The 23,958-nt window shown below is 63.1% G+C and carries 18 protein-coding genes; 14 read left to right on the forward strand and 4 right to left on the reverse strand.

The window, feature by feature from the left end; genetic code table 11:
* Positions 1–263: 263 nt before the first annotated feature.
* Positions 264–902 (forward strand): hypothetical protein, encoded by a 639-nt coding sequence (locus tag KBC96_11010; protein MBP6964923.1) that lies wholly within the window; start codon positions 264–266, stop codon positions 900–902.
* Positions 903–1,133: 231 nt separating this feature from the next.
* Here the strand turns inward: KBC96_11010 and KBC96_11015 are convergent, their stop codons facing one another.
* Positions 1,134–2,339: an acetylxylan esterase gene (locus KBC96_11015; GenBank protein ID MBP6964924.1), complete on the reverse strand. Its 1,206-nt coding sequence runs from the start codon at positions 2,337–2,339 to the stop codon at positions 1,134–1,136.
* Positions 2,340–2,673: 334 nt separating this feature from the next.
* Here KBC96_11015 and KBC96_11020 point away from each other — a divergent pair, with 334 nt between their 5' ends.
* The 7 genes from KBC96_11020 to KBC96_11050 all read left to right on the forward strand — a co-directional run bounded on the left by KBC96_11020 (position 2,674) and on the right by KBC96_11050 (position 9,140).
* Positions 2,674–3,528, forward strand: a complete 855-nt coding sequence (locus tag KBC96_11020) for a class II fructose-bisphosphate aldolase (GenBank protein ID MBP6964925.1) — start codon at positions 2,674–2,676, stop codon at positions 3,526–3,528.
* A gap of 26 nt (positions 3,529–3,554) precedes the next feature.
* Positions 3,555–4,664, forward strand: coding sequence for an iron-containing alcohol dehydrogenase (locus tag KBC96_11025; GenBank protein MBP6964926.1), 1,110 nt, complete (start codon positions 3,555–3,557; stop codon positions 4,662–4,664).
* Between the two features lie 11 nt (positions 4,665–4,675).
* Entirely contained in the window at positions 4,676–5,524 is an 849-nt protein-coding gene (locus KBC96_11030) for a transketolase (protein MBP6964927.1), read from the forward strand.
* 74 nt (positions 5,525–5,598) lie between these two features.
* Positions 5,599–6,531, forward strand: coding sequence for a transketolase family protein (locus KBC96_11035; GenBank protein MBP6964928.1), 933 nt, complete (start codon positions 5,599–5,601; stop codon positions 6,529–6,531).
* 67 nt (positions 6,532–6,598) lie between these two features.
* On the forward strand, positions 6,599–7,099 hold the full coding sequence (locus KBC96_11040; protein ID MBP6964929.1) for an RpiB/LacA/LacB family sugar-phosphate isomerase: 501 nt from the start codon (positions 6,599–6,601) through the stop codon (positions 7,097–7,099).
* A gap of 3 nt (positions 7,100–7,102) precedes the next feature.
* Positions 7,103–7,861 (forward strand): sulfite exporter TauE/SafE family protein, encoded by a 759-nt coding sequence (locus KBC96_11045; GenBank protein ID MBP6964930.1) that lies wholly within the window; start codon positions 7,103–7,105, stop codon positions 7,859–7,861.
* An 88-nt stretch (positions 7,862–7,949) separates the two neighbouring features.
* Positions 7,950–9,140 (forward strand): ROK family protein, encoded by a 1,191-nt coding sequence (locus KBC96_11050; GenBank protein ID MBP6964931.1) that lies wholly within the window; start codon positions 7,950–7,952, stop codon positions 9,138–9,140.
* Positions 9,141–9,147: 7 nt separating this feature from the next.
* Here the strand turns inward: KBC96_11050 and KBC96_11055 are convergent, their stop codons facing one another.
* The 3 genes from KBC96_11055 to KBC96_11065 are packed head-to-tail and all read right to left on the reverse strand — an operon-like array spanning position 9,148 to position 12,550.
* Positions 9,148–10,917 (reverse strand): sodium:solute symporter family protein, encoded by a 1,770-nt coding sequence (locus tag KBC96_11055; protein MBP6964932.1) that lies wholly within the window; start codon positions 10,915–10,917, stop codon positions 9,148–9,150.
* A complete protein-coding gene (locus tag KBC96_11060) occupies positions 10,904–11,044 on the reverse strand; it encodes a hypothetical protein (protein ID MBP6964933.1) in 141 nt (46 codons plus the stop codon). Before KBC96_11060 ends, KBC96_11055 begins: the two co-directional genes overlap by 14 nt.
* Positions 11,045–11,089: 45 nt before the next feature.
* Positions 11,090–12,550 (reverse strand): L-fucose/L-arabinose isomerase family protein, encoded by a 1,461-nt coding sequence (locus KBC96_11065; protein MBP6964934.1) that lies wholly within the window; start codon positions 12,548–12,550, stop codon positions 11,090–11,092.
* A gap of 200 nt (positions 12,551–12,750) precedes the next feature.
* Between KBC96_11065 and KBC96_11070 the strand changes: the two genes are divergently transcribed.
* The 6 genes from KBC96_11070 (at position 12,751) to KBC96_11095 (ending at position 23,957) form a co-directional block, all read left to right on the forward strand.
* On the forward strand, positions 12,751–15,549 hold the full coding sequence (locus KBC96_11070) for a hypothetical protein (protein MBP6964935.1): 2,799 nt from the start codon (positions 12,751–12,753) through the stop codon (positions 15,547–15,549).
* Between the two features lie 10 nt (positions 15,550–15,559).
* Positions 15,560–18,340 carry a hypothetical protein gene (locus KBC96_11075; GenBank protein MBP6964936.1) on the forward strand — a complete coding sequence of 927 codons (2,781 nt, stop codon included), beginning with the start codon at positions 15,560–15,562 and terminating at the stop codon, positions 18,338–18,340.
* A gap of 9 nt (positions 18,341–18,349) precedes the next feature.
* A complete protein-coding gene (locus KBC96_11080; GenBank protein MBP6964937.1) occupies positions 18,350–20,386 on the forward strand; it encodes a hypothetical protein in 2,037 nt (678 codons plus the stop codon).
* Between the two features lie 400 nt (positions 20,387–20,786).
* Positions 20,787–21,452 carry a pentapeptide repeat-containing protein gene (locus KBC96_11085; protein ID MBP6964938.1) on the forward strand — a complete coding sequence of 222 codons (666 nt, stop codon included), beginning with the start codon at positions 20,787–20,789 and terminating at the stop codon, positions 21,450–21,452.
* Positions 21,453–21,661: 209 nt separating this feature from the next.
* A complete protein-coding gene (locus tag KBC96_11090) occupies positions 21,662–22,918 on the forward strand; it encodes a methyltransferase (protein MBP6964939.1) in 1,257 nt (418 codons plus the stop codon).
* Positions 22,919–22,949: 31 nt separating this feature from the next.
* Positions 22,950–23,957 carry a substrate-binding domain-containing protein gene (locus KBC96_11095; GenBank protein ID MBP6964940.1) on the forward strand — a complete coding sequence of 336 codons (1,008 nt, stop codon included), beginning with the start codon at positions 22,950–22,952 and terminating at the stop codon, positions 23,955–23,957.
* Position 23,958: the final 1 nt, after the last annotated feature.

Raw genomic sequence — 23,958 nt, forward strand, 5'->3', positions numbered from 1 at the left:
ATACTTCTCTTAGGGTTATACTGCTCATCGATGCTCCTCCGTTTCGCTCGCTTGATTCGTGACCAAATCAAGTCTACGAAACGGGGAGCATCTTCGCAAATCTACACACTCAAAGCTTACGCCACTCGCAATAGATTCTCGCGTGCTGCCGCACCTCACCGCATTGACCGCGCCCTTACCCCGCGCTATACTTCATACGCAGCCTGATCTGCCAGTTCTGGTTGCTTGGGCAGGTTGCTGATCTCGGGCGGATGGTATCACCGATGTCTCGAAAACACATCTCATACTTCAAAGTGCTGGAAGCCCTCGATCTCCCCGGGTGTCCGATCTGCGGCCTCGTGAGTGAGAACCTTCAAAAGCGTATGGAGGCTCTGTTCTACGAACAGGTGAACGACCCCGGCACGCGGCGAAGACTCGTTGACTCCCAAGGGTTCTGTGTCGCTCACAGCCGGGTTCTGCTCGAGCTGGGCAGTCCGCTCGGCGTAGCCATCATCTACCGGGACATCATCGACTCCGTGTCTGACGATCTGAAGGCAGGCATCAGACTTCGGAGACCGGCGAAACACTCACAGTGCCCGGTTTGCTCATGGGAGGAGAATGACGAGCATCAGTACCTGTCGATCCTCGCCGAGCACTTCGCTGACGAGGAAATCCATTCTCGCGTCTCCGGTTGCCGAGACTTCTGCGTGCCGCACCTGCGGAAGCTTCTTGGGCTCCTCCCTCCGGATCAGCAGTCCGACCTCCGGCAGATGATCCTGTCACACCTCTCCGCACTCAAGGACGAACTCACTGAGATCGTCCGCAAGAGCGACTATCAGTGTGCCGAACCGTGGGGCCCCGAGGGCAATTCATGGATTCGCACCGTGCGAAAAATTAGCGGATGCGAGCCTGACACCCGTTAGTGCGGCGCTCGGTCGGCGGGAAGGAGTCCGGCGGACTAGATTGTCCACATCACCTGCCACAGTGCGACTCTGCGAATATCCTCCCGCGTGCAGGTCAGGATTGTGATTCGGCACTGAGTGGGGGCCCATCTACGCACGTCCTCTCTCCGCTCCTCAGGATGGGCCGATGTTAGGCGTCGCTCGTGCGATTGGGAGCGTCATATCTCTATGCCGACACACAACCAGTCGGCTTCAGTGCCTCACAATCTCGTGCTCGATGCTCACAGTCGCTCCCCGGTCGTCGGTTATCGTGAGGAAATACATGATCGGTCGTGCGTCCGGAAGACGGGCGCTCACGGTAGAGCCATCGATCTTCGCGTCGGCGGAGGTCCACTTCCGCTCCCAGGACTTCGCGGTCAGGTCGGTCGTGTAGTGCAGGGATGCTCTCACGATCGGTCTTCGGGACGTGAATGTCCCGCTCACGTCGGAGCCGCGGCGTCTGCCGGCCCGCATCCCGGCGAGCGGCACCCCGCCTCTGAGGTTCTGGTCAACGAACAGGCCGATCTCCACGGGTGCCCAGCCGTCCTCGTGCGAATGCTTGAGATCCGTGGTGACGCGGATGGTGCGGTTCTTCACGAGGCGATATGTCTTCTGATAGATGTCCAGCCAGTACGCGAAGTCGTTGGTCCCGTTGACAAACAGCACGGGCATCCCGGCCTGGCCCACGTACGCTGAAGGATCGAAGTTGGCGATCCAGAACTTCTTCTGATCGGTGGTCAGCTTCCCGGGCGTTCCAGGCGATGTGAACAGATCGCTCCACGCGGATGACTGATGAATGAACCCGCAACCGTAGACGGGCACGGCCGCCTTCAGCCGCTGGTCCAGGCCGGCCACTATGCACGTCAGGAATCCTCCCCAGGAGATGCCCGTGATACCGATCCTGTTCGGGTCCACCTCGGGCAATGACGAGAGCAGCGACACGCCCCTGATCACTGAGGCCGCCGCATGGTATATCCAGGAATCCTTGGCTTCGTCCTCGAAGAAGACCGCCTCATCCGTCTGTTCGGGTCCGCCGTCGGGAAGGTGCTCCCCATCCGGCCCGTTTCCGCGGCAGTCCATCGCGAGGGCAACGTATCCACGATCCGCCCACGTCTTCGCCCACTCGGCGAAGGCCTTGCCTCCCCCGCCGTGGACCAGCGCCATGGCGGGCGCGCGATCGTCTATCTTCTCGGGATAGGCGAGGTATGCGAAAACACGAGTCGGTTTGCCGTGGTAAGGTTCGCCCGTGTAGTAGATCGACGCCAGGTTGCCGTCGCGGTCGGCCGCGGTGAACTCAGGGGCCTTCTGCAGCGAGCCGAGATCCCAGGGCCCCGTGTTCGGCCTGAGCCGGGCGTCACACGCATCAGTGACAACCGCCATAGCCGAAGCGCAACACAGGGCACAGGCAATGAGTCGCATGGTCCAACTCCCATTCGATGAATACCGTCGCCCGCGACGGCGTCTGACAGGACCGCCGACGCTCGGACTCACCACCTGATTGGGCAAGAAACCCTTGTTGTCCTTCCATGCACGGCACTCGCGAGAATCGTCTTAAGAGTATGACCTTCCCAAGCGCACCGTCGGCGCCGAGCGGCGGCCTACCGTGCTGAGCGTGCGGCAAGTCCGCGGAGATGGTCAGTATCGGATGCCGACGGTGGGTCAAGGCTGCACACTCATTGACAAGAAACAGTCTTATGTTATACAGTAATGGCGGATGACTGCACCCAGGTAGAGCCGGAGCGGAGGAAGAGCCATGAGATTCTGCAATACCGGAGCGCTGGTCGAGAAGGCTCGAGAGGGCGGATATGCCGTCCCGGCGTACAACTCGAACGGCGGGACGTACGACATCGCCAGAGCCGCGATCGAGGCGGCCGAGGAGTTGAAGTCGCCGCTGATTCTGCAGACCTACGAGCCGAATGCCGCATACCGCGGGTTCGAGTACTGCGCCCTCCAGGCGGCGCACCTGGCGGAATGTACAACCGTACCCATCGCCCTGCATCTCGATCACGGGATGAGCCTGACCTCTGCGCTGCAGGCAATCTCAGCCGGATACAGCGGCGTCATGATAGACGGATCCCACCTCCCGCTGGAGGAGAACATCCGAATCACGAAGCAGGTCATTGAGGTCGTCAGGCCGCTTGGCATCGCGGTCGAGGCGGAGATCGGCCACGTGGCGGGCGGGGTCCACTCCGGCGGCAGGGGCAGAGCCGGCTGCACCGATCCTGCTGAGGCCGTGTACTTCGTGGAGCAGACCGGCGTTGATATGCTGGCGATCGCGAACGGGACCGTTCACGGGATCTTCGACCTCCAGGACGACCTCGACCTCGATCTCGTCCGTGATCTGAGGGCGAAGGTGCCCGTGCCGCTCGTTCAGCACGGGACCTGCGGCATCCCGGACGAACTGCTTGCCAAGCTCGCGCAGGCGGGAATGGCGAAGATCAACTTCGGTGAGGGCTTCCGCTCGAACTACATCACGTATTTCAAAGAATACGCCGACACGCTCGATCACAAGGGCCATCCGTGGAAGATCATGCAGGCGGTCAAGGACCGGCTGAGAGAGGACATGAAGACGCTTATCCGTGCGCTGGGATCTGAGGGAAAAGCCTAACCGCCAAGACGCCAAGGAGATTCCTAATGTGGACCTACAAGCAGCCGACTGAGATACGATTCGGCACCGGGGAGCGGAAGGCGCTACCGGAAGTGGTCGCGCGGCTGGGCAAGCGTCCGATCGTCGTCACCGACACGGGCATCCGCGGGCTTCCGACGACAGCCGAGATCATCGAGATGCTCGGCCCGGACACGCCGGTGTTCTCGGAAGTCGAGCCGAACCCGACGGTCTCCTCAGTAGACAGGCTCGCCGAGACGATCAACGCCCGTTCGTCCGACGTGGTGGTCGCGCTGGGAGGTGGAAGCGCCCTCGACTGCGCCAAGGCGGCGTGCTCGGTCGCGCTCCAGGGCGTACCGACGAGGAGGTATCACTCCGAGGGAGCGGTGTTCGACTCGCGCCGCCTGCCGTTGATCGCGATGCCGACAACCGCCGGGACCGGAAGCGAGGTCACGCCCGTATCGGTGCTGGACGATCCGGAGAAGGGCGTCAAGGCGCCCGTGGTCCACGACAACTTCTACCCCAGCGTTGCGGTGGTCGACCCGGAGTTGACCCTGACCATGCCGGCTCACGTGACCGCCGCCACGGGATTCGACGCGCTGTCCCACGCGATAGAGGGCTACTGGTCGAAGAACCACCAGCCGATCTGCGACCTGATGGCGCTGGAGGCCGCAGGCCTGTTCTTCAAGCACTTCCCGAACGTGCTGACGGATGGAAGCAACCTCGAGGCTCGCGAGGGAATGTCCAAGGTGGCCCTCCTGGCCGGTCTGGCATTCCAACTGCCCCGGACCGCGTCGGTGCATGCCTGCTCGTATCCGCTGTCGAGCGAGTACCACCTCCCGCACGGAGTCGCCTGCGCCATGACGCTCGACCACTTCGTGCGGTTCAACGGCGACGCGATGGGCGAGCGGGGAGTCGCGCTGGCGCGTGCGGGTGGGTTCGCTGATATGCCGGCGCTCGCCGACGCGATCGCTGGCCTGAAGTCGCGGTCGGGGCTCGTCACGAATCTGAGCGAGGCAGGGGTCACCGAGGGCGAACTGGATGCGCTGGTGCAGGCAAGCTTCCATCCCATAATGAACAACAATCCGAGGCGGGTCTGCGCTGAGGACCTGAGGCAGTTGTATGTGCAGATGCTGTGAGGAGACCGAACATGCAGGATAGCTTCGACCGTGAGCAGTTTGATCGGCTGGCCGGCGAGTTCCGATACGTCATCACGGACATGATCTGCCGTGCGGGATCGGGCCACCTCGGCGGCGCGCTCAGCCTCGTCGAAATCATGATCTCGCTCTACTGGCGCGTGATGAACATCGAACCCGCGAACCCGAAGTGGGTGGACCGCGACCGACTCGTGCTCTCGAAAGGGCATGCGGGACCGGTGGCATATTGCTCGCTCGCCTACCGCGGCTTCTTCCCGAAGGAGATGTTGAAGACGCTCAACGAGGACGGCACTTCTCTCCCGAGCCACATGGACCGCCTGCGCACCCCCGGCGTCGATATGACCGCCGGATCGCTCGGCCAGGGGCTCTCGGCCGCATGCGGAATGGCACTCGCCGCACGGATGGACGGGCGGAAGCACCACGTCTTCTGCATCATCGGCGACGGCGAGAGCAACGAGGGTCAGATATGGGAGGCCGCGATGTTCGGCGGTCACCACAAGCTCGACAACCTGATCGCGATCTGCGACTACAACAAGCTGCAGATAGACGGCTTCACCGATGATATCCTGACGCTCGAACCGCTCGCGGACAAGTGGCGCGCGTTCAACTGGGAGGTCTTGGAGATGGACGGCCACGACTGGGACGACATATACACGACCATCAACCGCGCGAAGGCGACCGAGGGCAAGCCGGTTATGATCCTCGCCCACACGACAAAGGCGAAGGGCAACTGCGCGGTCGAGAACACGCCCGGGAGCCATAACATCAAAGTAGACGACCAAACGGCGTACGACAAGTACATGAATGCGCTCGACCTGACGGAATACACGCTGCCGTACTGACAGGACTGGGTGCTGGTTGTCGGCTGTTGGGGTTCCCTGGCGCCGAACACCCAACACCTCTAAGGGGTTAACATATGTCCGAAAACCTGCATGAACTCGAGATGCGCGCCGTGTACGCGCGGACGCTGATAGAGCTGGCGAACGAGAACCCGAACGTCGTCGTCATGGAAGCCGACTTGAGCAAGGCGTCCGGCACCAACCCGGCGTTCGTCAACGCGCACCCGGACCGCTTTATCAACGCGGGCGTCGCCGAGGCCGACATGATCGGCATCGCGTCCGGGCTGGCGGTCGAGGGGAAGATTCCCTTCTGCGCGAGCTTCACCCCGTTCGCCACGCGGCGAGTCTACGACCAGGTCACGATCTCGGTCGCCTACGCCAACACCAACGTCAAGATAGTCGGCACGGCTCCCGGTATCACCGCCGGACCGAACGGCGGGACGCACATGTGCTTCCAGGACCTTGCGATCATGCGCGCGATGCCGAACATGATCGTCCTCTCACCGGCCGACTGCTACGAACTCCGCGAGTGCCTCCTCTGGATGGCGGCGCACGAGGGGCCGGTATACATGCAGCTCAGCCGCATGAAGCAGCCGGCGGTCTTCGGTCCGAGCTACAGGTTCGATCCGAACAAGGCCGTCAACATCCACGAGGGCAAGGATGTCACGCTGGTGAGCACCGGCTACATGACGCAGTTCGCGGTACGTGCGGCGGACGAACTGGCGTCTGAGGGAGTCTCAGTCGAACTGATCCATTATCCCAGCGTGAAGCCGTTCGACGCGGCGACGCTGGTGCAGTCTGCGAAGAAGACCGGCAGGGTCGTGTCCGTCGAGAACCAGAGCATTATCGGCGGGCTCGGAGGCGCGGTCTGTGAAGTGCTGTCGGAGCAGCACCCCACCGCAGTCAAGCGGCTTGGCGTCCCCGACAAGTTCGGCGAGGTGGCCACTGAGCAGTACCTGTTCGACAAGCACGGGTTTGGACCGGAACACATCAAGGCGGCGTGCAGATAGACTGTGGACTTCGGCCGTCTGACCTGTCTGACGGGTTCGACCTGTCCGACATCCCTGGAGGTAGACAGTGAGAATAGTCGTCGGCTCGGTAGTGAAGGGCTTTGCGCTCAAGAGTGCCGTTCGGGCGTATCTCGAGCAGAACGGCCACGAAGTGAACGACGTAGGATGCTACGACACGTCGGTATTCGCGAAGTTCCCCTCGATCGCCGAGCGGGCGGCGAAGATCCTTCGGGACGGCAAGGCCGACCTCGGCATTCTATGCTGCGGGAGCGGCACCGGGATGGCGCTCGCGGCCGGCAAGTTCAGCGGCATCTGTGCCGTGTCCTGCGAGTCGCCGCTGACGGCGGAGTTGGGGCGCAAGGTCAACGACGCGAACGTGCTCTGCATGGGCGAAAGCATCGTGACCCCCGATGTCGCCTGCAAGATCGTCGAAGCATTCCTTGCCGCCCGGTTCCAGGACGCGCCGGCAGTCCCGGCGAAGGTCCGTGCATTCTGGGCTGAGGCCCGGGATGAGATCTCCTCCAAAGGCGTCGAGGCCCGCGACCGAGAGATCGAGACGATGGAGTAGCATGTGCCGGATTACGCTCGATACCTGATCATCGGCCTGATCGTGTTCCTGACGCACTACCAGGAGGGCATCACGGGGTTCGGGTGCGCCGCCCTCGCCCTGCCGTTCGTGGCGATGCTCGTCGGCCTGCAGACCGCGGTGCCTCTGCTCGTTATACTGGGCTGGCTGATTGCGATCGGCATCGTCCTGCTCGACCGGCGCGGGGTCGCGTGGAAGGAGTTCGCGATCATCTTGGTGCTCCTGGGCATCGGTCTGCCGATAGGTATGCGGGCCTCCAGTTCGCTGCCCGAGGACACTCTGAAGTGGATACTCGCTGGGTTTATGGTCGCAGTCGGCATCCACGGAATCATCAGGCAGGGACTCAGATACGCGCCGCCGAAGGAGATGACTCTCGCCAGGCGTCTGATGCTCAGCGCGTTCGTGCCGATGAGCGGGGTCATCCAGGGCGCGTTCGGGACGGGCGGCCCGCTCCTGGTGATATACGCGACGCGGGCCATACCCGACAAGAGCGCCTTCCGCGGGACTCTGTGCGTAGTGTGGATCGTGACCAACGCCGCCCTGATCGGGCGCTTCGCGGTCAACGGTGCTCTCACTCCCGACGTTCTCCGGCTCGTCGTGATCTGTCTCCCGTTCGTGCTGGCGGGCATGTTCCTGGGAAACCGGTCGCATTACCGTGTAAACGAGGTCATGTTTCGCCGCGTCGTCTACGGCGTGCTGACCGCGTCCGGAGCGTTTCTGGCCTGGTCGCTCATGAGACGTTGATCAGAGGACACGGCGATCGGCGTCTGCGATCGCTCGGCTGATTGGACGGCCGCGCACCGGGATTCGGATGCGGTACGAGGATAGGTCTATGGGAATGCAGTCAGGCTCTCCAGCCTCGGCCAACTCCGCGAGAAGACGGCAGAAGTCCGCGGAGCGGACGAACGTCAGCCTTCTCAGGTACGTGCTCGATCACCCGGGAGCGACCTGCAAAGCCGCCGCCAAAGACCTCGCGATGAGTCTCCCTAACGTCTTCCGGCTCGTCGCCGGGTTCAAGGAGTCCGGGCTGATCGTCGGACGCCAACAGAAGCAGACCGGCAGGCGCGGACCGTGGTCGCAGGTGATGTCGCTGCGCTCCTCGCTTGGTGCGACTATCGGCGTGGACGTCGAGGCAACCAACGTGCGGGGCGTGGTGCTCGACTTTGCGAACGAGGTCGTTGCCGAAATGAGGCATCCCCTGCCGCCGTCTGCCGGCCCGGAGGAGATAGTCTCTGCCGCAGCCGGGGTCGCGCTCAGCCTGGTCGGGGAGTCGCGGAGGCGGAGCCTCGAGGCCTGCGCAGTCGGACTGGGCCTTCCGGGTCCGGTGAATGACGTGACTCGCGGAAGCGTGCGGACCGAACTCCAGTTCGGCAAGGCGTCCCTCGAGTTCGTCCCGCTGGTCGAGAGCAAGTGCGGCCTTCCGGTCACGAGCGCGGGAAATGCCTACTGTTTCACAGCCGGACATCACAGGATTCACAAGCCTCGAGGGACGGGCATCGAGATGGTCGTCCTCAACCGCTTCGGGCTCGCGGCGACGCTGATATGGGACGGACGGCTCTACACGGGAGCGTCTCACTACGCGGGCGACCTCGGCCTGCTCCCCTACGGCAGTCATGGAAGGCGCTACTCCGATGTGTGCACCGGCTCATCGCTGCTGAAGTGGGCCCGCCGACACGGGGATGATCGGTCGTTTTACGACCTGCTCCGGTCGCCGGATGATCCGCTGGTGCGTGAGTGGCTCGGCGAGGCGGTGCCCGCGTTCATCCAGACGATCTGCAACGCGGTCGTGATCTACAACCCGAACAGCGTGTTGATCGAGGGGCTGTTCAACAGGTTCTCTGAGGAGACGAGGCGGCGGATACTCGACGGCGCTCTCGATGAGATCAGCCGGATAGGCAACATGCTTCCCGAGATCGCATTCTTCGATGGCGATGACCTCATGGGCGCCAGGGGGGCCGCCCTGATGGCGCGTGACAGCGTGGCCGATCAGATACTCTCCCGACTTCTGATTCCCGGCTCCTGAGACCGTCCTACTTCACCCAGACCCTTACCGTGCCGCCGACGAACAGCGCGATCATCCCGCCTACCGCCATCTCGGTCGCGGCCGGGAATGCGCGAGTCGCCGATATGATTCCCGCGAGGAACACCAGGAATCCGGCCGCGATGAGCACGAGGCCGGCCTTGCCGATCGCTGTCACGGGGATGAGATGGAAGTCGTCCCCGAGGTCGGTGCCGCGGAAATGGCCCCAGATCGTATCGCAGTTGTTGCTGGGTTGAGGCTTGCTCAACAGGCTCACGATCGGCGTCACGAGGAGCGCCGTCCCGGAACTGACGAACGGCGCGATGCTGAGCATCGAGTCCTTGTAGACTCTGCTTTGCTCGTGCCAGGCCGCCGCGTGAGCCGCCATCGAGCCGGAAATCGCCTGCAGAAGCGGGTACGTCGTGCCGTTGAAGTAGTCGGGCACGACGACCAGGTAAGAGGCGATCCCCGCCGCGCCGCCGACGAAGAAACCCGCCATCGCGCCCTGCCAGGTCGTGCGCTTCCACATGAGGCCGTAGATGATCGTGATCACGAACAGCGGCAGGTCTACGATTCCGACTACGGTCAGGTTTGCCCGCACCGCGCCGGAGTTCGAGAAGCTCAGGAGCCAGGCGACGAAGATCATCAGCCCGCCGCAGACCAGGGAACTGAACCGCGCCACTAGGATCAACTGCCGCTGGCTCGGAGCCTTCTTCTTCAGCGCCCGGAAGACGTCGTTCGTGAAGAGCGTGGCGACCGAGTTGATGTCCGCCGTGATCGTCGAGACCTGGGCGGCCACCAGACCGCAGAGCACGAACCCGAGAAGCCCTCGCCCGATGAGAGGCAGTTGCGTCGAGAGAAGCCACGGAATCGCATGGTCGGGGTTCACTATGCCCGGCGGCTGAATCCTCGCGAGCGCGATGCCCGGTAAGACCCACAGGAATGCGAGTGGCACGGTGATCAGCCCCGAAAGCAGCATTCCCTGCGCGCCGACCCGCGGGTTCCGAGCTCCGAACGCCCGCTGGAGGATGACCTGGTCAACCGTCGCCCATTTGGTCGAGATGAGCAGAATCGCCAGGATGAAGAGCCAGTTGAACTCCCCTGCGCCGGTCGGAACCAGCTGAGTGTGGACCGCCTTCCCGTGCGTGTTGAGCCACTGGAAAAGCGATTCGGTCCCTCCGGCCAGATGGATCGCTACCGGCAGGGTGATCAGTCCGCCGACAAGGATGAACGCGAACTGTATCGAGTCCATGATGGCCACTGCCCACGCGCCGCCGATTGCTGAGTACATTATGGCGATGACGGAGAAGATCAACAGCCAGCCGAAGTAGTTGTCCCATCCGGTGATCTGCGCGCTGGCGGTTGCGGCGATGTATAGGAATATGCCCAGGAAAATGCAGAGCCTGAGGCCCCAGAACACGCCGATGATCACCCTGAGCGGACGGCTGTAGCGCATCTCGAGGAACTCAGGGATAGAGCGCACCCTGAGGCGGCGCATGACCGGGATGACGAAGAGACCCGAGAGCACGAGCGCCATGCACCCCGTCCAGTTCTGCCAGATGATCGAGATGCCCTTCTGGAACGCAATGCCGCCCATCGAAATGAAGTGGTACATGCTCAGGTTCGTGGCGGTGATCGTCGCTCCGAGGATGAACGGAGTCAGCTCGCGTCCGGCGACGAAAATGTCGTCGGAGTGCTTTATCAGTCTCGATATCGTCAGACCGGCGAGCGCGAGCCCCGTCAGGAAGACGCCGATGATGCCGTAGTCAATCCACGTCATGTCCCTGCTTCTCCCTGAGCCTTCTTGCTATCTGCTTGAACTCGCGGATAGGCACGGCGATCCAGATGCAGAGTATCAGGACGCCGCACGCCTCAACGGACCAGAGCATCCAGTCGAAATGGTGCATGTGTGCCTCCGATCGGACTTATGGAACCTATGGGCCACATGGGGCCTATATGTCCTGTTCCGTGAACGGCAACGCGCGTCGGTAGACTCCCGGGGTCGCCTGGCCGCCGTGGTAGACCGCCATGCCGAGATAGTTGCCGAACACCTCGTAGAGCACGTTGCCGACGTGCGCCTGTGTGACGGCAATGTGGTGCGTGAAGCCGTCGAGCAGGATCTCCCGATAGATCTGCGGCAGGCCCGGGATGCGGCACCATCCGAGCCCTCCGAACGTCGTTGCCTCGTTGTCCTCGAACGCCCCCTCCCCGATGAAGACCTTCCATCCCTCTCCCGGCAGCCCCTGGGCCGCTCGGCAGAGCGTGGCTGGGCTCGGCTTGACCGTCAGTTCCATCGCGCCGGTCGAGATCTCCGCGCCGATGTGCTTGCTCATGATGCCCTGAGGCATGAGCTTAGGCTTCTCCTTGCCGAACGATGGAGGATAGACGCCGCAGTGCCAGAGATTCACAAGCTCGGGGTCGTCGTTGTGCAGGTTGTTCCAGTCGAGCAGCGCCGCCGGCGAGTCGGCCGCCAGCCTGAGCGCCTGCATAGAGAGCGCGCCGAGCACGTCCGCCTCGCACGCGACCGGGACGCCCCGCTCGCCCATCCGTGCGAGCACCCCGCAGGCGACTATGCCGTAGTTGAGTTGGAGCGAGTTCCAGCACTGGATCGCGACCGCGTCCATCTCGAACGTGCGGATCATCTCCTCCAGCCCGCACTCGAACCTGGCGATTCGCACGAGGATCTCGTGCGACACAGCCGACGCGTCGGTCTCGGTCTGCAGGCTGAGCAGCTTCTCCTGCACCTTGGGATCATCGTCGCTGAGTCTGGCGATCGTCGCCAGCAGCTCGGAGAGGTCCTTCGGGGCGACGGTCACCCCGATCTGCTGGAGCATCTTCTCGTCATAGCGGCAGGTCCAGAACGCCTCGGGCCGGGTGCCGATCTGGCCGATGCGCATGCCCCGGATGCCCCTCAGGACGCGGCACACTCGGGCAAAGCGGTCCAGGTCGGCATGGAAGCTCTCCTCGTGTGGGAAGCAGATCGGCTTGTCGGCGATGGTGTACTTAACGCCGGTCTGCCGAAACGCCTCGGCGATCGAGAGCAGGCCGCAGAACGAGTCGCGTCTCGGCGCCCCGAGTTGAAGAGGCGCTTCCTCCTGGCAGCCGAAGATCATGACCGGCACGTTGGCATTCGCGCCGAGGACTGCACTAACGCAAGCCTGCTCGTCGCCGAAGTTCATGGCGCCGACGAGGATGCCGTCGACTCCGACCTTGCGAAAGAGCTCTCCGCACTTCTTGCCCTCGTCCTGGTTCTTAACGCATCCGGCCTCGCCGATCGTCTCGTCTGGCACCACGGCCTCGATGCCCAGTGCCTCCATCATTGCGAGGGTCTCGCCCCGCATCTTCGACGCCAACTCAGTCGAGAAATACCGTCTGTTCGCCGGGACGAACCCGATCGTCAGCTTCTCGTTCATCAGCAGACCTCCAGGGACGTGGAGTGCGACGGCTCGACATCGCTCCCCTGAGCCGCCGTGCTCCAAAGAAGGAATTCCGGGCATGCGCGATAAAACTGTCTTATATAAGTTAGTTACCCGGAGCATATATTCCGTGCCGGCATGCGGATTTCCTTCCGGACGATCTGCACCGCTCCGGCTGGAGTTGAGGAGGACTCTGAATGTGTCGCAGATTGATTGAGCTGATGGTACTGACTGCGCTGGTGCTCGGTCTCGGAGCATCTGCGATGGCGGTCATCATCCCCGCCGACTCGAAGTACGTGCAGTCGCTCGACGGTATGTGGCGGTTCAAGCTCGAGCAGGCTTTGCCCGATGCCGCTGAACGAGCGAAGAGCAACGGCTACCGGCCGCCGGTGATCACACCGGAGACGTTCGAGCCGTTCTATGCCCTTGAATACAAAGAGGACGACTCGTGGCGCGATCTGGCGGTCCCGGCCAACTGGGAGATGCCAGGCTTCTCGCCCGCTACCTACAACGAGCCGGACAACGCCTCGGGCTTCTACCGCAAGTCGTTCGTCGTCCCGGCCGATTGGAAGGGCCGGATGGTGCTGGTCAACTTCGACGGCGTGCAGTGCGGCGCGGAGGTCTGGCTGAACGGCCAACCGGTCCATGTCACCGAGCCGAGCTGGGGACGCAGGAACTATCACGAGAGCGGCTGGACGGCGTGGCAGGCCGACCTGACTCCGGCGGTGAAGTTCGGTGAGAAGAACCTCCTGGCGCTCCGAGTCACCAAGAACACCAGATCCTCGAACCTCGACTCGGGCGACTACTTCTTTCTCGGCGGCATCCATCGGACGGTGACGCTCTACTCCGTGCCGAAGAAGCACATCCGGGACCTGGCGGTACGAACGAAGCTCCTGGAGGGCGGCAAGGCCGAGGTCGAGGTCAGCGTCTCCGTGTGCTGCCCGGGAACGGTCTCGATGCGCCTCGGCAGCCTCAGCCCGGTCAAGGGAGTGTCGCGCCGCGGCGAGGACATCAGACTCAGTCAGGTGGTCTCGAAGCCGAGGCTCTGGTCGGCGGAACATCCGAACCTCTATCCGCTCACTGTCCGGCTGCTCGATGAGCGTGGGAAGGCCGCTGAGACGGTGACGCGCAGGATCGGCATCCGAGAGGTCGAGATCAGAGACGGCATCCTGCTCGTGAACAGGGTTCCCGTGAAGATGACCGGCGTCTGCCGTCACGACGTGTATCTCTCCAAGGGCACGGCGGTCGGAGAGACGGTCTGGAAGAAGGACCTGGCGCTCATGAAGGCGGCAAACATCAACACGGTGCGCACCTCGCATTACCCCTACGGCGCCGGGTTCTACGACCTCTGCGACGAGATGGGCTTCTACGTCGTGGACGAGCTTCCCTATTGCTGGGGCGACACGAAGAACGTCGAGCTGCAGCCGGCGTTCCTCCAGCGCGCGAGGGAGACGATCGCTCGCGACAAGAACCATCCCTGCATCGTCATGTGGGGTATCGGCAATGAGAACGGATCGGGGCCGAATCTCCAGGCCGTCGCCGATCTCGTGAAGACGATCGAACCGACCAGACCGAGGCTCGTCTCCTGCAAGAAAGCCGACGAGTACGGCGTCGAGATGGACGATGCCCATTACACCGTGCCTGCCGAGATTCTGAAGTCGGCACAGGATACGGACCGTCGGGCGAAGTGGCCTATGATGTACACCGAGTGCCCGAACGTCTGGGATATCCGCATGGGCGCTGATGCGGGCTGCCTTGACCTCTGGGCTCAGGTGCTCCTCCGAACCTGGGAGCCGATCTGGTCGCACGACACGATCCCCGGCGGGTGTCTGTGGGAGTGGCAGGACCGGGCCGTGTGCGACAAGTCTCCGACCAAGATGTACCACTACGATCCGGTCACCGGTGTGCAGTTCCTCAAGACGAAGGGGCTCGTAGACGGCTGGCGGCATCTGAGGCCGGATCTCTACCATGTGAAGATGGTCTACTCGCCGATCAGCGTGGCGAAGGAGGTGGACCTGAAGTCGAAGCCCGGGTATGCGGTCCTCGATGTCATCAACCGCTACTCGTTCACCGATCTTTCCGAGATCAACGCCGACTGGAAGCTTCTCAAAGGCAAGACGGTCCTGAAGTCCGGGACCGCCCACCTCAAACTGCCTGCTCGATCCGGCGGCAAGGTCGGACTCCAGCTTCCCGCGAACTGGAGGGCAAGTCAGCCGACATCACTCCGCATCGACTTCGATCATCCGAAGAACGGAAACGTGGTGAGCTGCGAGTTTCCTCTCGCGGCCGGAAGCCAGCCCGCGATCGTCTCAGCCCTGCCCAGCGAGTACGACGGCCTGACGCTTAACCTGGTGGTCAACTGGACCAGGGGCGACAAACAGTGGTGGAAGGTGATAGACCGCTATCGCGGCAGCCTGATCAATATCAAGACCGATACGGGCCGGGCGCTCGATGCCGACATCGTGCTCGATAAGGATCCGACAGCCGTGGTCGGCAGGGTGCATGTGGAGTACGAGAGAGAAAGGTTCAGCTACAAGGTCGACTGGACCGGCGAGAAGGCCGACATCCAGGAGCTTGGCTGGGCGTTCGAGATGCCCGAGGACTTCGACCGCTTCTCGTGGGACCGCCGGTCGCTGTGGTCGGTCTACCCCGACGATCACATCGGCCGCCCGCACGGAACGGCGCTCCCCGACAGTGCCGACGTCCGCATCACGAATTGGAGCCGGCCCGATGCCTTCGATTTCAACTCCACGAAGTACGACTGCAACTGGGCCAGCCTGACCAACAAGGCCGGGCACGGACTCCTCGCGGTCTTCGATACCGATCAGCGGCATCAGTGCAAAGGCGGATTCGGTGAGAAGGGCGGATATGAGCTCATCGTCAACAAGCAGTGCAGCCCGCCGCGGGACATCAGCAGCAACTCAGTGCCCGATCTGTACCTGGAACTGAAGCCCGGCGACTCGGTCGAGGGCAGCTTCAGAATCGGATCGAAATAGGCGAAGCCAAATGAACAGATCAATAACTATCCCAAGTGAACCGGAGCACGTCCGGTCGCCCGACGGCACGTGGCGCTTCAAGCTCGAGCAGGCCGTTCCGGACAAGGATCAGCGCGATACCAACTGGGAGATGATCGCGCCGATCCTGACGCCGGAGAGTTTTGAGTCGTTCTTCGCGCTCGACTATCGGGAAGATGGCGACTGGCACGATATGGAGGTCCCATGCAACTGGGAGATGCTCGGCTACTCCCCGGCGACCTACGACAACCCCGACAACGCGTCCGGGTTCTACCGCAAGTGGTTCGAGGTCCCGGCATCCTGGGAGGGCCGACGCGTGCTCGTCAACTTCGACGGTGTCCAGAACGGCGCGGAGGTCTGGCTGAACGGTCAGCCCGTGGACGTCGCCGAGCCGAGTTGGGGACGGGCGAACTACCACGAGAGCGGTTGGACGGCATGGCAGGCTGACCTGACTGCGCATGTCCGGTTCGGCGAGAAGAACCTCCTTGCCCTCAGGGTGACAAAGAACACGAAGTCTGCCTGTCTGGATTCTGGTGACTTCTTCTTCCTCGGCGGGATCTACCGACCGGTGACCCTTTTCTCGGTCCCCCAGGCGCACATCGAGGACATCACCATCACAACGACGCTCCTCCAGGGTAACCAGGCGGAGGTGAAGGTGGTGGCCGAGGTCTCTGGCAGGACGGGCACGATCTCCATGCGGCTCGGCGATTTGGACGCCGTGACCGCTCCGGTGAACTCGGGCGGCATCGCCGAACTCGTTCGGGTCGTCGAGGAGCCGAGGCTCTGGTCGGCGGAGCACCCCAATCTATGTCCGCTGACCGTCGAGCTTGCGGACTCGCGCGGCGAGATCATCGAAACCGTCAGCAGGCGGGTCGGTATCCGCGAGGTCGGCATCAAAGACGGCGTGTACATGGTCAATGGCGTGCCGGTCAAGATAACCGGCATGTGCCGCCATGACGTTGATCTCACGCACGGCTCGGCCGTCGGCGAAGACCTCTGGCGCAGGGACCTGGAGCTGATGCGGGCAGCGAACGTCAACTCGGTCCGTACATCTCACTATCCCTACGGCGCCGGGTTCTACGACCTGTGCGACGAGATGGGCTTCTACGTCCTCGACGAGATTCCGGCCTGCTGGTGCGAGACCAACGACCCCTCACTCGAACCTGCATTCCTTCAGAGGGCAAGGGAGACGATCGCCCGCGACAAGAATCACGCGTGCGTGGTCATGTGGGGCATCGGCAACGAGAACGTGCGCGGTCAGAACCTGCAGAAGGTCGCCGATCTGGTCAAGGAGTTGGATCCCACCCGCCCGAGGCTGGTCTCCTGCCAGCCTGCGGACGTCTACGGCGTGGAGATCGACGACGACCACTACATCCGACCGGAGGTCATCAGTCAGCACGCTCAGGACAGGGAGCGCCGTGCCAGGTGGCCCTTCCTGTACAGCGAATGCCCGAACATCTGGGATGTGCGCTACGCGGCTGACTTCGGCGCCCTCGATCTTTGGGCGGCGGTGATCGACCGCACGTGGGAAGTCACGTGGCCGGAGGACGGTCTTATGGGGCATCATACCTGGGAGTGGCAGGACCGCGCCGTGGCCGATAGGTGCCCGACCAAGCTCTACAACTATGAGCCGGCGACCGGCGTGCAGTACCTGAAGGCGAAGGGAATCGTGGACGGCAACCGCAATCCCCGGCCGGAGTACTACCATATGAAGATGGCTCACACCCCGATCAAGCTCGAGCCGCGGGCCGATCTGACGTCGAAACCGGGGTGCGTCGTGCTCGACGCCTGGAACCGCTACTCCTTCACCGACCTGAAGGAACTCACCGCCGAGTGGACGTTGCTGGATGGCGGTGCGAAGTTGGCGTCGGGCATCGAGCATTTTGACCTCGCTCCGAGGACTCGCGGCAGGCTGGAGTTGGCCCTGCCTCAGGGAGTCTCGGCCGATGCTCTGCGGATTGACTTCAGTCATGCCAGCGGGCTGAACATCGTGAGCTACCAGTTCGGACTGAAGGAGTCCGAGCCGCAGACGCCGCCGACGATGAGCACGAACCTGCCTGAGGCACTGAAGTTCCCCAGGCTCAACCTGGTCTGTAACGTGACAAACGCATGGACCACTCGATGGAAGCCGCCGACCCGGTTCAGGTGCTGCCTCAGCAACATCAGATGCGATCCGGCGATCACCGCCGATCTCTACGATCAGCGGCTGGCCGACGTCCGAATGCTGGATGCGGAGATCGTCGGGGACTGGGCGCCGACGCCGATTGTCGGTCGCGTGCACGCCGAGTATGCTGACGGCCGGTTCAGCTACCGGATAGATTGGACCGGGCGCAAGGCCGATATACAGGAACTCGGCTGGACATTCGAGAGGCCGCACCAGTACGACCGATTCTCCTGGTCGCGGCGGGCATACTGGTCGGTCTATCCCGAAGACCACATCGGCCGCCCGATGGGCACCGCCACGCCGGACAGCGCCGATGTACCGCTGATGATCGTCACCCGCCCGGACGCGCATGACTTCGACTCGACGAAGTACGACTGCGACTGGGCGTCGCTGACCGACGCAGACGGTCGCGGCTTGAGGGTGGTGTTCGATCCGGGTCAGCGGCATCAGTGCAAGGGCGGCTTCGGCCTCGACGGCGCGTATCGGTTGGTCGTGAACAGGCAGTGCAGCCCGCCGAGGGACATCAGCAGCAGCGTCGTCCCTGACATGTATCTGGAACTCGACAAGGATGGCTCGATAGAGGGCAGTTTCTGCGTAGGATCGGAATAGGGGGCGGAGATGAGGTTCATTCCGGCAGTATGCCTGATATGTGCGGCGCTCGGTCCGGTTCGCGCAGGATGGAGATACGCGCTCGACGACACAACGGCAGGGATGTCGGACATCCGGATCGCCGCAACGGCAGTCAGGTTCATGCCCGAGGTGCCGTGCGGGGTACACATAGAGGAGATCGGCTCGAAAGACGGGAATCCGGTCAGGCTGCCGAATACCGATCGGTATTCGGCTGAGATCGAGACTAGGCGCTCGGGTGATGCGCTCCTCGTCAGAGCCGAGATCGCCGACACTATGGGAGGCGACTCGGCGGCGGATGTCTTCTATCAGATCCCGCTCGACGTGACCGGCTGGGTCTGGCATCAGACCATCTATACGAGCGCGCCGACCGGCGACGGAGGAAGCCAGTCGCAGATGCCGATCTCGGTGCTCACCGATCCGAAGACCGGCGCCGGACTCGCGGCGGCGATCACTCCGGAGACTCCCTGTATGTTCGAGGCAGGTTACGACAAGGCCCGAGGGCTGTACGTCAAGGCGAAGGTCGGCTTCTCGGGCCTGACCAATCCTCCTTCCAGTGCCAGGGTGTGTTTCGCGGTCTATCCGGTCAATGAGTGGGGGATGCGTTCAGCCCTCGAGCAGTACTACACGCTCTTCCCTCGTGCGTTCGAGGGCCATTCCAAGGTGAACGGCCTATGGGTATTTCAGGGCAAGGCGACCACCGCTCCAAACCCGACCCAGTTCAGCTTCCATGCGCTCGGAGAACTCGGCGAGTGCAGGGTTCTCGGCAAGAAGGCGATCCATATCCTGACCCCGGATGAGATCGCCAGGGAACGCTCCTGGGGCATCGAGATCTACCCGTACGTGATCCCCGGTCAGCGCGAAGTCGGCTTCCTCGATCACCTCAAGGGCGAGGTCGGCGGGAAGTACCAGGAGATGACCGAGAAGGACGATGCCCTTGATCTCATCAATGCGCGATACACCGATGCCGAGGCGTTCGATCTGCTCGAAAACATGACCGTCATGAACATGACGGTCTCCCAGCGGATACAGTCGGTGCCGGACTACATCAAGACGGTCAAGAACAGCTACCTGACCCGACCGGACGGCAGTGTGGTCACCAGGCCGCGAGTCTGCCGGTGGTCGGACAGGACGCTCACGTTCCCGATGAATCCGAATCCGTTCATCCCCGGTGGCGATAGGGGTCTCAACGCAGGCAAGGCGATCCTGAACGACATCGGCAGTTGGCTTGGCAACCCCGCGTGGGCCGGCATCTACGTTGATTCGCTCTACCGCTGGGGCGCGTACATCAACTACCGCCGCGAGCAATTCCCATACGCCAAGTACGGCCTCACGTACGGCGATGACGGCCGTCCATGCCTTGACAACTCGCTCGAGCACCTGACGTTCCTGGACGAACTCAGAAAAGTGGTCGGGCCTCACCGCATGGTCTCGGCGAACGGGGTGAGGGACCGGTGCTTCTTCCATGCGCAACGGCTCGATGTCGCCGGCTCGGAGTTCGGGGCGAACACGTCGCTTGATGGTCTGGCATTCCGGCGGTCGATGATGTACCACAAGCCGTACCTGGGGATGGCTCACGGCATGGGCGGTGCAGAGAGGGATCGGAGGCATCTCGCCAGGTGCTTCCTCCTCGGCCTGTACGGCAGCTCCGATATGCCCTACTTCGAGACCGCGGACTACTTGAGAGTGAAGGATATCTACGACACCTACCTGCCGATCCAGCGGCAGATGTTCCCGCTGGGCTGGGAGCCGGTCACCTACGCGCGTCCGTCCGCGGAGGGAGTGATGACCGAGCGCTTCGGGCAGAGCAAGACGATCTTCTTCAGCCTCTACCGCGACACGGGCGACGCCTCGTCCACCGACCTGGAGATCGACAGCGTGCCACTGAATCTCTCGTCGGTCAAGGCGACCGACCCGGTCTCCGCCAAGTCGCTGGAAGTGGTCGCGGACAAGCGCGGCAGGCTCACGGTCCGCGGCATCCCGATCTCCAAGGACGGCATCGGTGTCGTGATGTTGGAGCACAGGTAGCGCGTGGCCGCTTCGAGGCCGCCCCATACGCACCCTTGGCGCGACGCCGAGAGCTTCTCAAGAGTTCCGGTTGGGCGCGATCCTGCCGCAGTCTTTTTGCGCGCGGATCATGGCGCATATCCGGATACTGTGCTATTATCAGTATTGAAGATGAAGATGCAGACGGTTTCGTCACGGAAGCACCTGGCAGTGAATGCCGACCGCTTACGGCAGATCGCAGTTTCGGAATCATCCTGGCGGCTGGCGGGTGCCTGTAACGTTCATCGGCGACTCGTCCGAGCCGATGCTCGGAATGCAGGCGTATCGGATCCTGGACTGCCGTGCCGCCGGAATGTGCCCGGCGATCATTGGGAGCCGGCACGGGCGGCAGCACTCTGATAGAGAAAGGAGCAGTAAAGAGATGAAACCGACCAATCAGGTCAAACTGGGCCTGGCCGTGGTGCTGTGCATCGTGTTTGGAGCCGTGGTCTATCTCCAGACGCGGCCGGTCATCATCAGACACAGGGAAACGGGAGAAGTGATCTACACCGGCAAGACCGAGAAGTCCGCGCTCGAGAAGGCCGAGAAGGAGAGACTCGACTTGTGCGGCGCCGACCTGCGCGGTGCTCACCTGAGCGGCGCCGACCTGTCCGGCGTGCGCCTGAACAGCGCCGACCTGACCGGCGCCCAGATGATCGGTGCCGATCTCTCCGGCGCTCACCTCAGCAAGGCCAGGCTTACCGGCGCCAACCTGGTCGGAGCCAACCTGGCCGACGCCGACCTGGGTGAAGCACGGCTGACCGGGGCCGACCTGACCGGCGCCGATCTGACCGGCGCCGGACTCATCGCCGCGAACCTGACGCAGGCCGACCTCACGTATGCCGACTTGAGCGGCGCCGATCTGAGCGGCGCTCACCTGATTGAATCCAACCTGAGCAGCACCGATCTGACACATGCCGACCTGACCGGCGCCGATCTCAGCAAGGCCAATCTGCACGGCACCAAACTGACACATGCCGACCTGACCGGTGCGGACCTGACTGACATTGACCTGAGCAACGCCAGTCTCAAGGATGCCATCCGGTGACGGAAGACGCGCCGCGCCGTAGTTCCTGTTTCGGGCGGCGTCTCTGGAGTCGGATCCGAGGTCGAGCCGACCGTCTCTGAGCGTGAAGCCGGTCCTGTCGGACGGTATCCCGCACGGGCAATCCCGGTACGCATCCCGGGATCAGGCAGGTTCATCATCCCCCCGCGGCGAACACGGTTGGCAGGGAACTGCATGTTCCGGGGGCGACGATGACATCGAGAGAAAGGATCAGCCTCGCGCTCAGCCACCGCGAGCCCGACCGCGTGCCGATGGATCTCGGCGCGAGCGCGGTCACCGGCATGCACGCCGCTACGGTGTACAAGCTCCGCCAGGCGCTCGGCCTCGATGCGCCCGGCACGCCGGTCAAGGTCGTCGAGCCGTACCAGATGCTCGGCGAGATCGCGCCCGACCTGATGGATGCCATCGGCGTTGACGTAGTCGGCCTCGGCGGCCCGAGGACGCTCTTCGGCTTTCCGAACGAAGGCTGGAAGGAGTGGACCTGGTTCGACGGGACGCCGCTCCTGGTCCCTGAGGGTTTCAGTACCGATCCCGAACCGGACGGCTCGATCCTGATGTACCCCGAGGGCGACAAGTCGGCGCCCCCGAGCGGCAAGCTCCCGAAGGACGGCTTCTACTTCGACACCATAGTCCGGCAGCCGCCGTTCGATGACGGCAATCTCGACCCGAAGGACAACCTCCAGGAGTTCGGCCCGGTCTCCGACGCAGATCTCGAGCACTTCCGCTCCGAGGCCGAGCGGCTCTACACTCAGACCGACAAGGCCATTCTCGCCAACTTCGGCGGCACCGCCTTCGGCGACATCGCGCTCGTTCCCGTGCCGTGGATCAAGGAGCCGAAGGGCATCCGGGACATCGAAGAGTGGTATGTCAGCACGGCCGCCCGCCGAGACTACATCTACGCGGTCTTCGAGCGCCAGTGCGAGATCGCCCTCGCAAACTGGGCGAAGATCAACGAGGTCGTCGGCGACAGGGTTGCCGCCGTGTTCGTCACCGGTACGGATTTCGGCACCCAGCGAGGGCCGTTCATCTCGGTCCAGGCATACCGCGACCTCTACAAGCCGTTCCACAAGGAGGTGAACGACTGGGTCCACGCGCACACCGGCTGGAAGACGTTCATCCACTCCTGCGGGTCTATCTCGGCCCTGATCCCCGACTTCATTGACGCCGGCTTCGACATCCTGAACCCCGTGCAGGTCTCGGCGGCCGACATGGACGCCCGCAGCCTGAAGAGCAGGTTCGGCGACCGGATCACGTTCTGGGGCGGCTCGGTAGATACCCAGCAGACGCTCCCCTTCGGCACGCCGGACCAGGTGCGCGCTGAGGTCCGCGAACGCATCGAGGTATTCGGCCGAGGAGGAGGTTTCGTCTTCAACGCGATACACAACATCCAGGCTCGCACTCCGGTCGAGAACCTGCTGGCTATGTTCGACGTCGTCCGACCCGTCTGACCGGTCCGATACCCTGTCCTGAGGAGCAGATATGAAGAAACTGATCATCCCTTTGATCCTGCTCGCGGCCGTGATGGCCGCGACCTCGCTCGCACAGCGCCGCGGAGCCGACCGGTCTTCCTCCGGCGGCCTGACCGCGAGTCGAGGACATGAGGATCAGCTCTACGTCGAGGTGTCCGCGCTGGGCAACCTCGACTACTTCTACGATCACAAGCTCGGGATGGAACTCGCGGGCAAGGCTCTCGGCGTGCGCACCGAGTACGTCGGCCCGGCGGAGTACGACATCCCCGCGATGATCACTGCTTTTGAGCAGGCGCTGGCGAAACCCGGCCTCAAGGGTATCGTCGTCGTCGGCTTCGAGCCCGCGCTCGTGCCGATCATCAACAAGGCGGTCGAGTCGGGTGTTCCCGTAGTCACCGCAGACGCGGATCTCCCCGAGTCGAAGCGGGTCGCGTTTGTCGGTACCGGCAACTACCAGGCCGGCGTTGAAGGCGGCGCCAAGCTTGCGGAACTGATCGGCGGCAAGGGCAAGGTCGCGCTGATGACGAAGGTCGGGCAGTCGAACCTCGAGGAGCGCATCCGCGGCTACAAGGATTCCCTCGCCGGGTTCCGTGATATCGAACTCGTGCAGATCGTAGACACGCAGTCCGACGCCGTCATCGCGGCGCAGGTCGCCACCGCCGTGCTTCGGAAGAACCCCGATCTCGCCGGCATCGGATGCGTCGAGGCCGCCGGCGGCACCGGCGCGGCGACCGCCGTGAAGGAATCGGGCCTCGCGGGCAAGGTCAAGATCGTCTCGATGGACCGCGGCAACGAGGTGCTCGAGTTGATCGGCCAGGGAGTCATCAGCGCCTCGATAGCCCAGCGCACCGCCCTGATGCCGCTCTATGCCGTGCAGATTCTCTACAACCTCGCGAACCAGGACGTTCCGATCACCGAGGACAACGTTAGAGCCGGCATCTCGACAACGCCGGCAAGCATCGACACCGGTGTCATCGTCGTGGACAAGAGCAACTACAAGTATTTCCTGAGGAAGTAGC

It is taken from the genome of Armatimonadota bacterium, assembly GCA_017993055.1.
GTDB lineage: Bacteria > Armatimonadota > UBA5829 > DTJY01 > DTJY01 > JAGONM01.

Excerpts from the sequence above, each read along its gene's own strand:
- KBC96_11055 (MBP6964932.1), bottom strand. The coding sequence starts at position 10,917 with ATGACGTGGATTGACTACGGCATCATCGGCGTCTTCCTGACGGGGCTC.
- KBC96_11060 (MBP6964933.1), bottom strand. The coding sequence starts at position 11,044 with ATGCACCATTTCGACTGGATGCTCTGGTCCGTTGAGGCGTGCGGCGTC.
- KBC96_11015 (MBP6964924.1), bottom strand. The coding sequence starts at position 2,339 with ATGCGACTCATTGCCTGTGCCCTGTGTTGCGCTTCGGCTATGGCGGTT.
- KBC96_11080 (MBP6964937.1), top strand. The coding sequence starts at position 18,350 with ATGAGGTTCATTCCGGCAGTATGCCTGATATGTGCGGCGCTCGGTCCG.
- KBC96_11075 (MBP6964936.1), top strand. The coding sequence starts at position 15,560 with ATGAACAGATCAATAACTATCCCAAGTGAACCGGAGCACGTCCGGTCG.
- KBC96_11010 (MBP6964923.1), top strand. The coding sequence starts at position 264 with ATGTCTCGAAAACACATCTCATACTTCAAAGTGCTGGAAGCCCTCGAT.
- KBC96_11095 (MBP6964940.1), top strand. The coding sequence starts at position 22,950 with ATGAAGAAACTGATCATCCCTTTGATCCTGCTCGCGGCCGTGATGGCC.
- KBC96_11035 (MBP6964928.1), top strand. The coding sequence starts at position 5,599 with ATGTCCGAAAACCTGCATGAACTCGAGATGCGCGCCGTGTACGCGCGG.
- KBC96_11090 (MBP6964939.1), top strand. The coding sequence starts at position 21,662 with ATGACATCGAGAGAAAGGATCAGCCTCGCGCTCAGCCACCGCGAGCCC.
- KBC96_11025 (MBP6964926.1), top strand. The coding sequence starts at position 3,555 with ATGTGGACCTACAAGCAGCCGACTGAGATACGATTCGGCACCGGGGAG.
- KBC96_11050 (MBP6964931.1), top strand. The coding sequence starts at position 7,950 with ATGGGAATGCAGTCAGGCTCTCCAGCCTCGGCCAACTCCGCGAGAAGA.
- KBC96_11070 (MBP6964935.1), top strand. The coding sequence starts at position 12,751 with ATGTGTCGCAGATTGATTGAGCTGATGGTACTGACTGCGCTGGTGCTC.
- KBC96_11065 (MBP6964934.1), bottom strand. The coding sequence starts at position 12,550 with ATGAACGAGAAGCTGACGATCGGGTTCGTCCCGGCGAACAGACGGTAT.
- KBC96_11030 (MBP6964927.1), top strand. The coding sequence starts at position 4,676 with ATGCAGGATAGCTTCGACCGTGAGCAGTTTGATCGGCTGGCCGGCGAG.
- KBC96_11085 (MBP6964938.1), top strand. The coding sequence starts at position 20,787 with ATGAAACCGACCAATCAGGTCAAACTGGGCCTGGCCGTGGTGCTGTGC.
- KBC96_11020 (MBP6964925.1), top strand. The coding sequence starts at position 2,674 with ATGAGATTCTGCAATACCGGAGCGCTGGTCGAGAAGGCTCGAGAGGGC.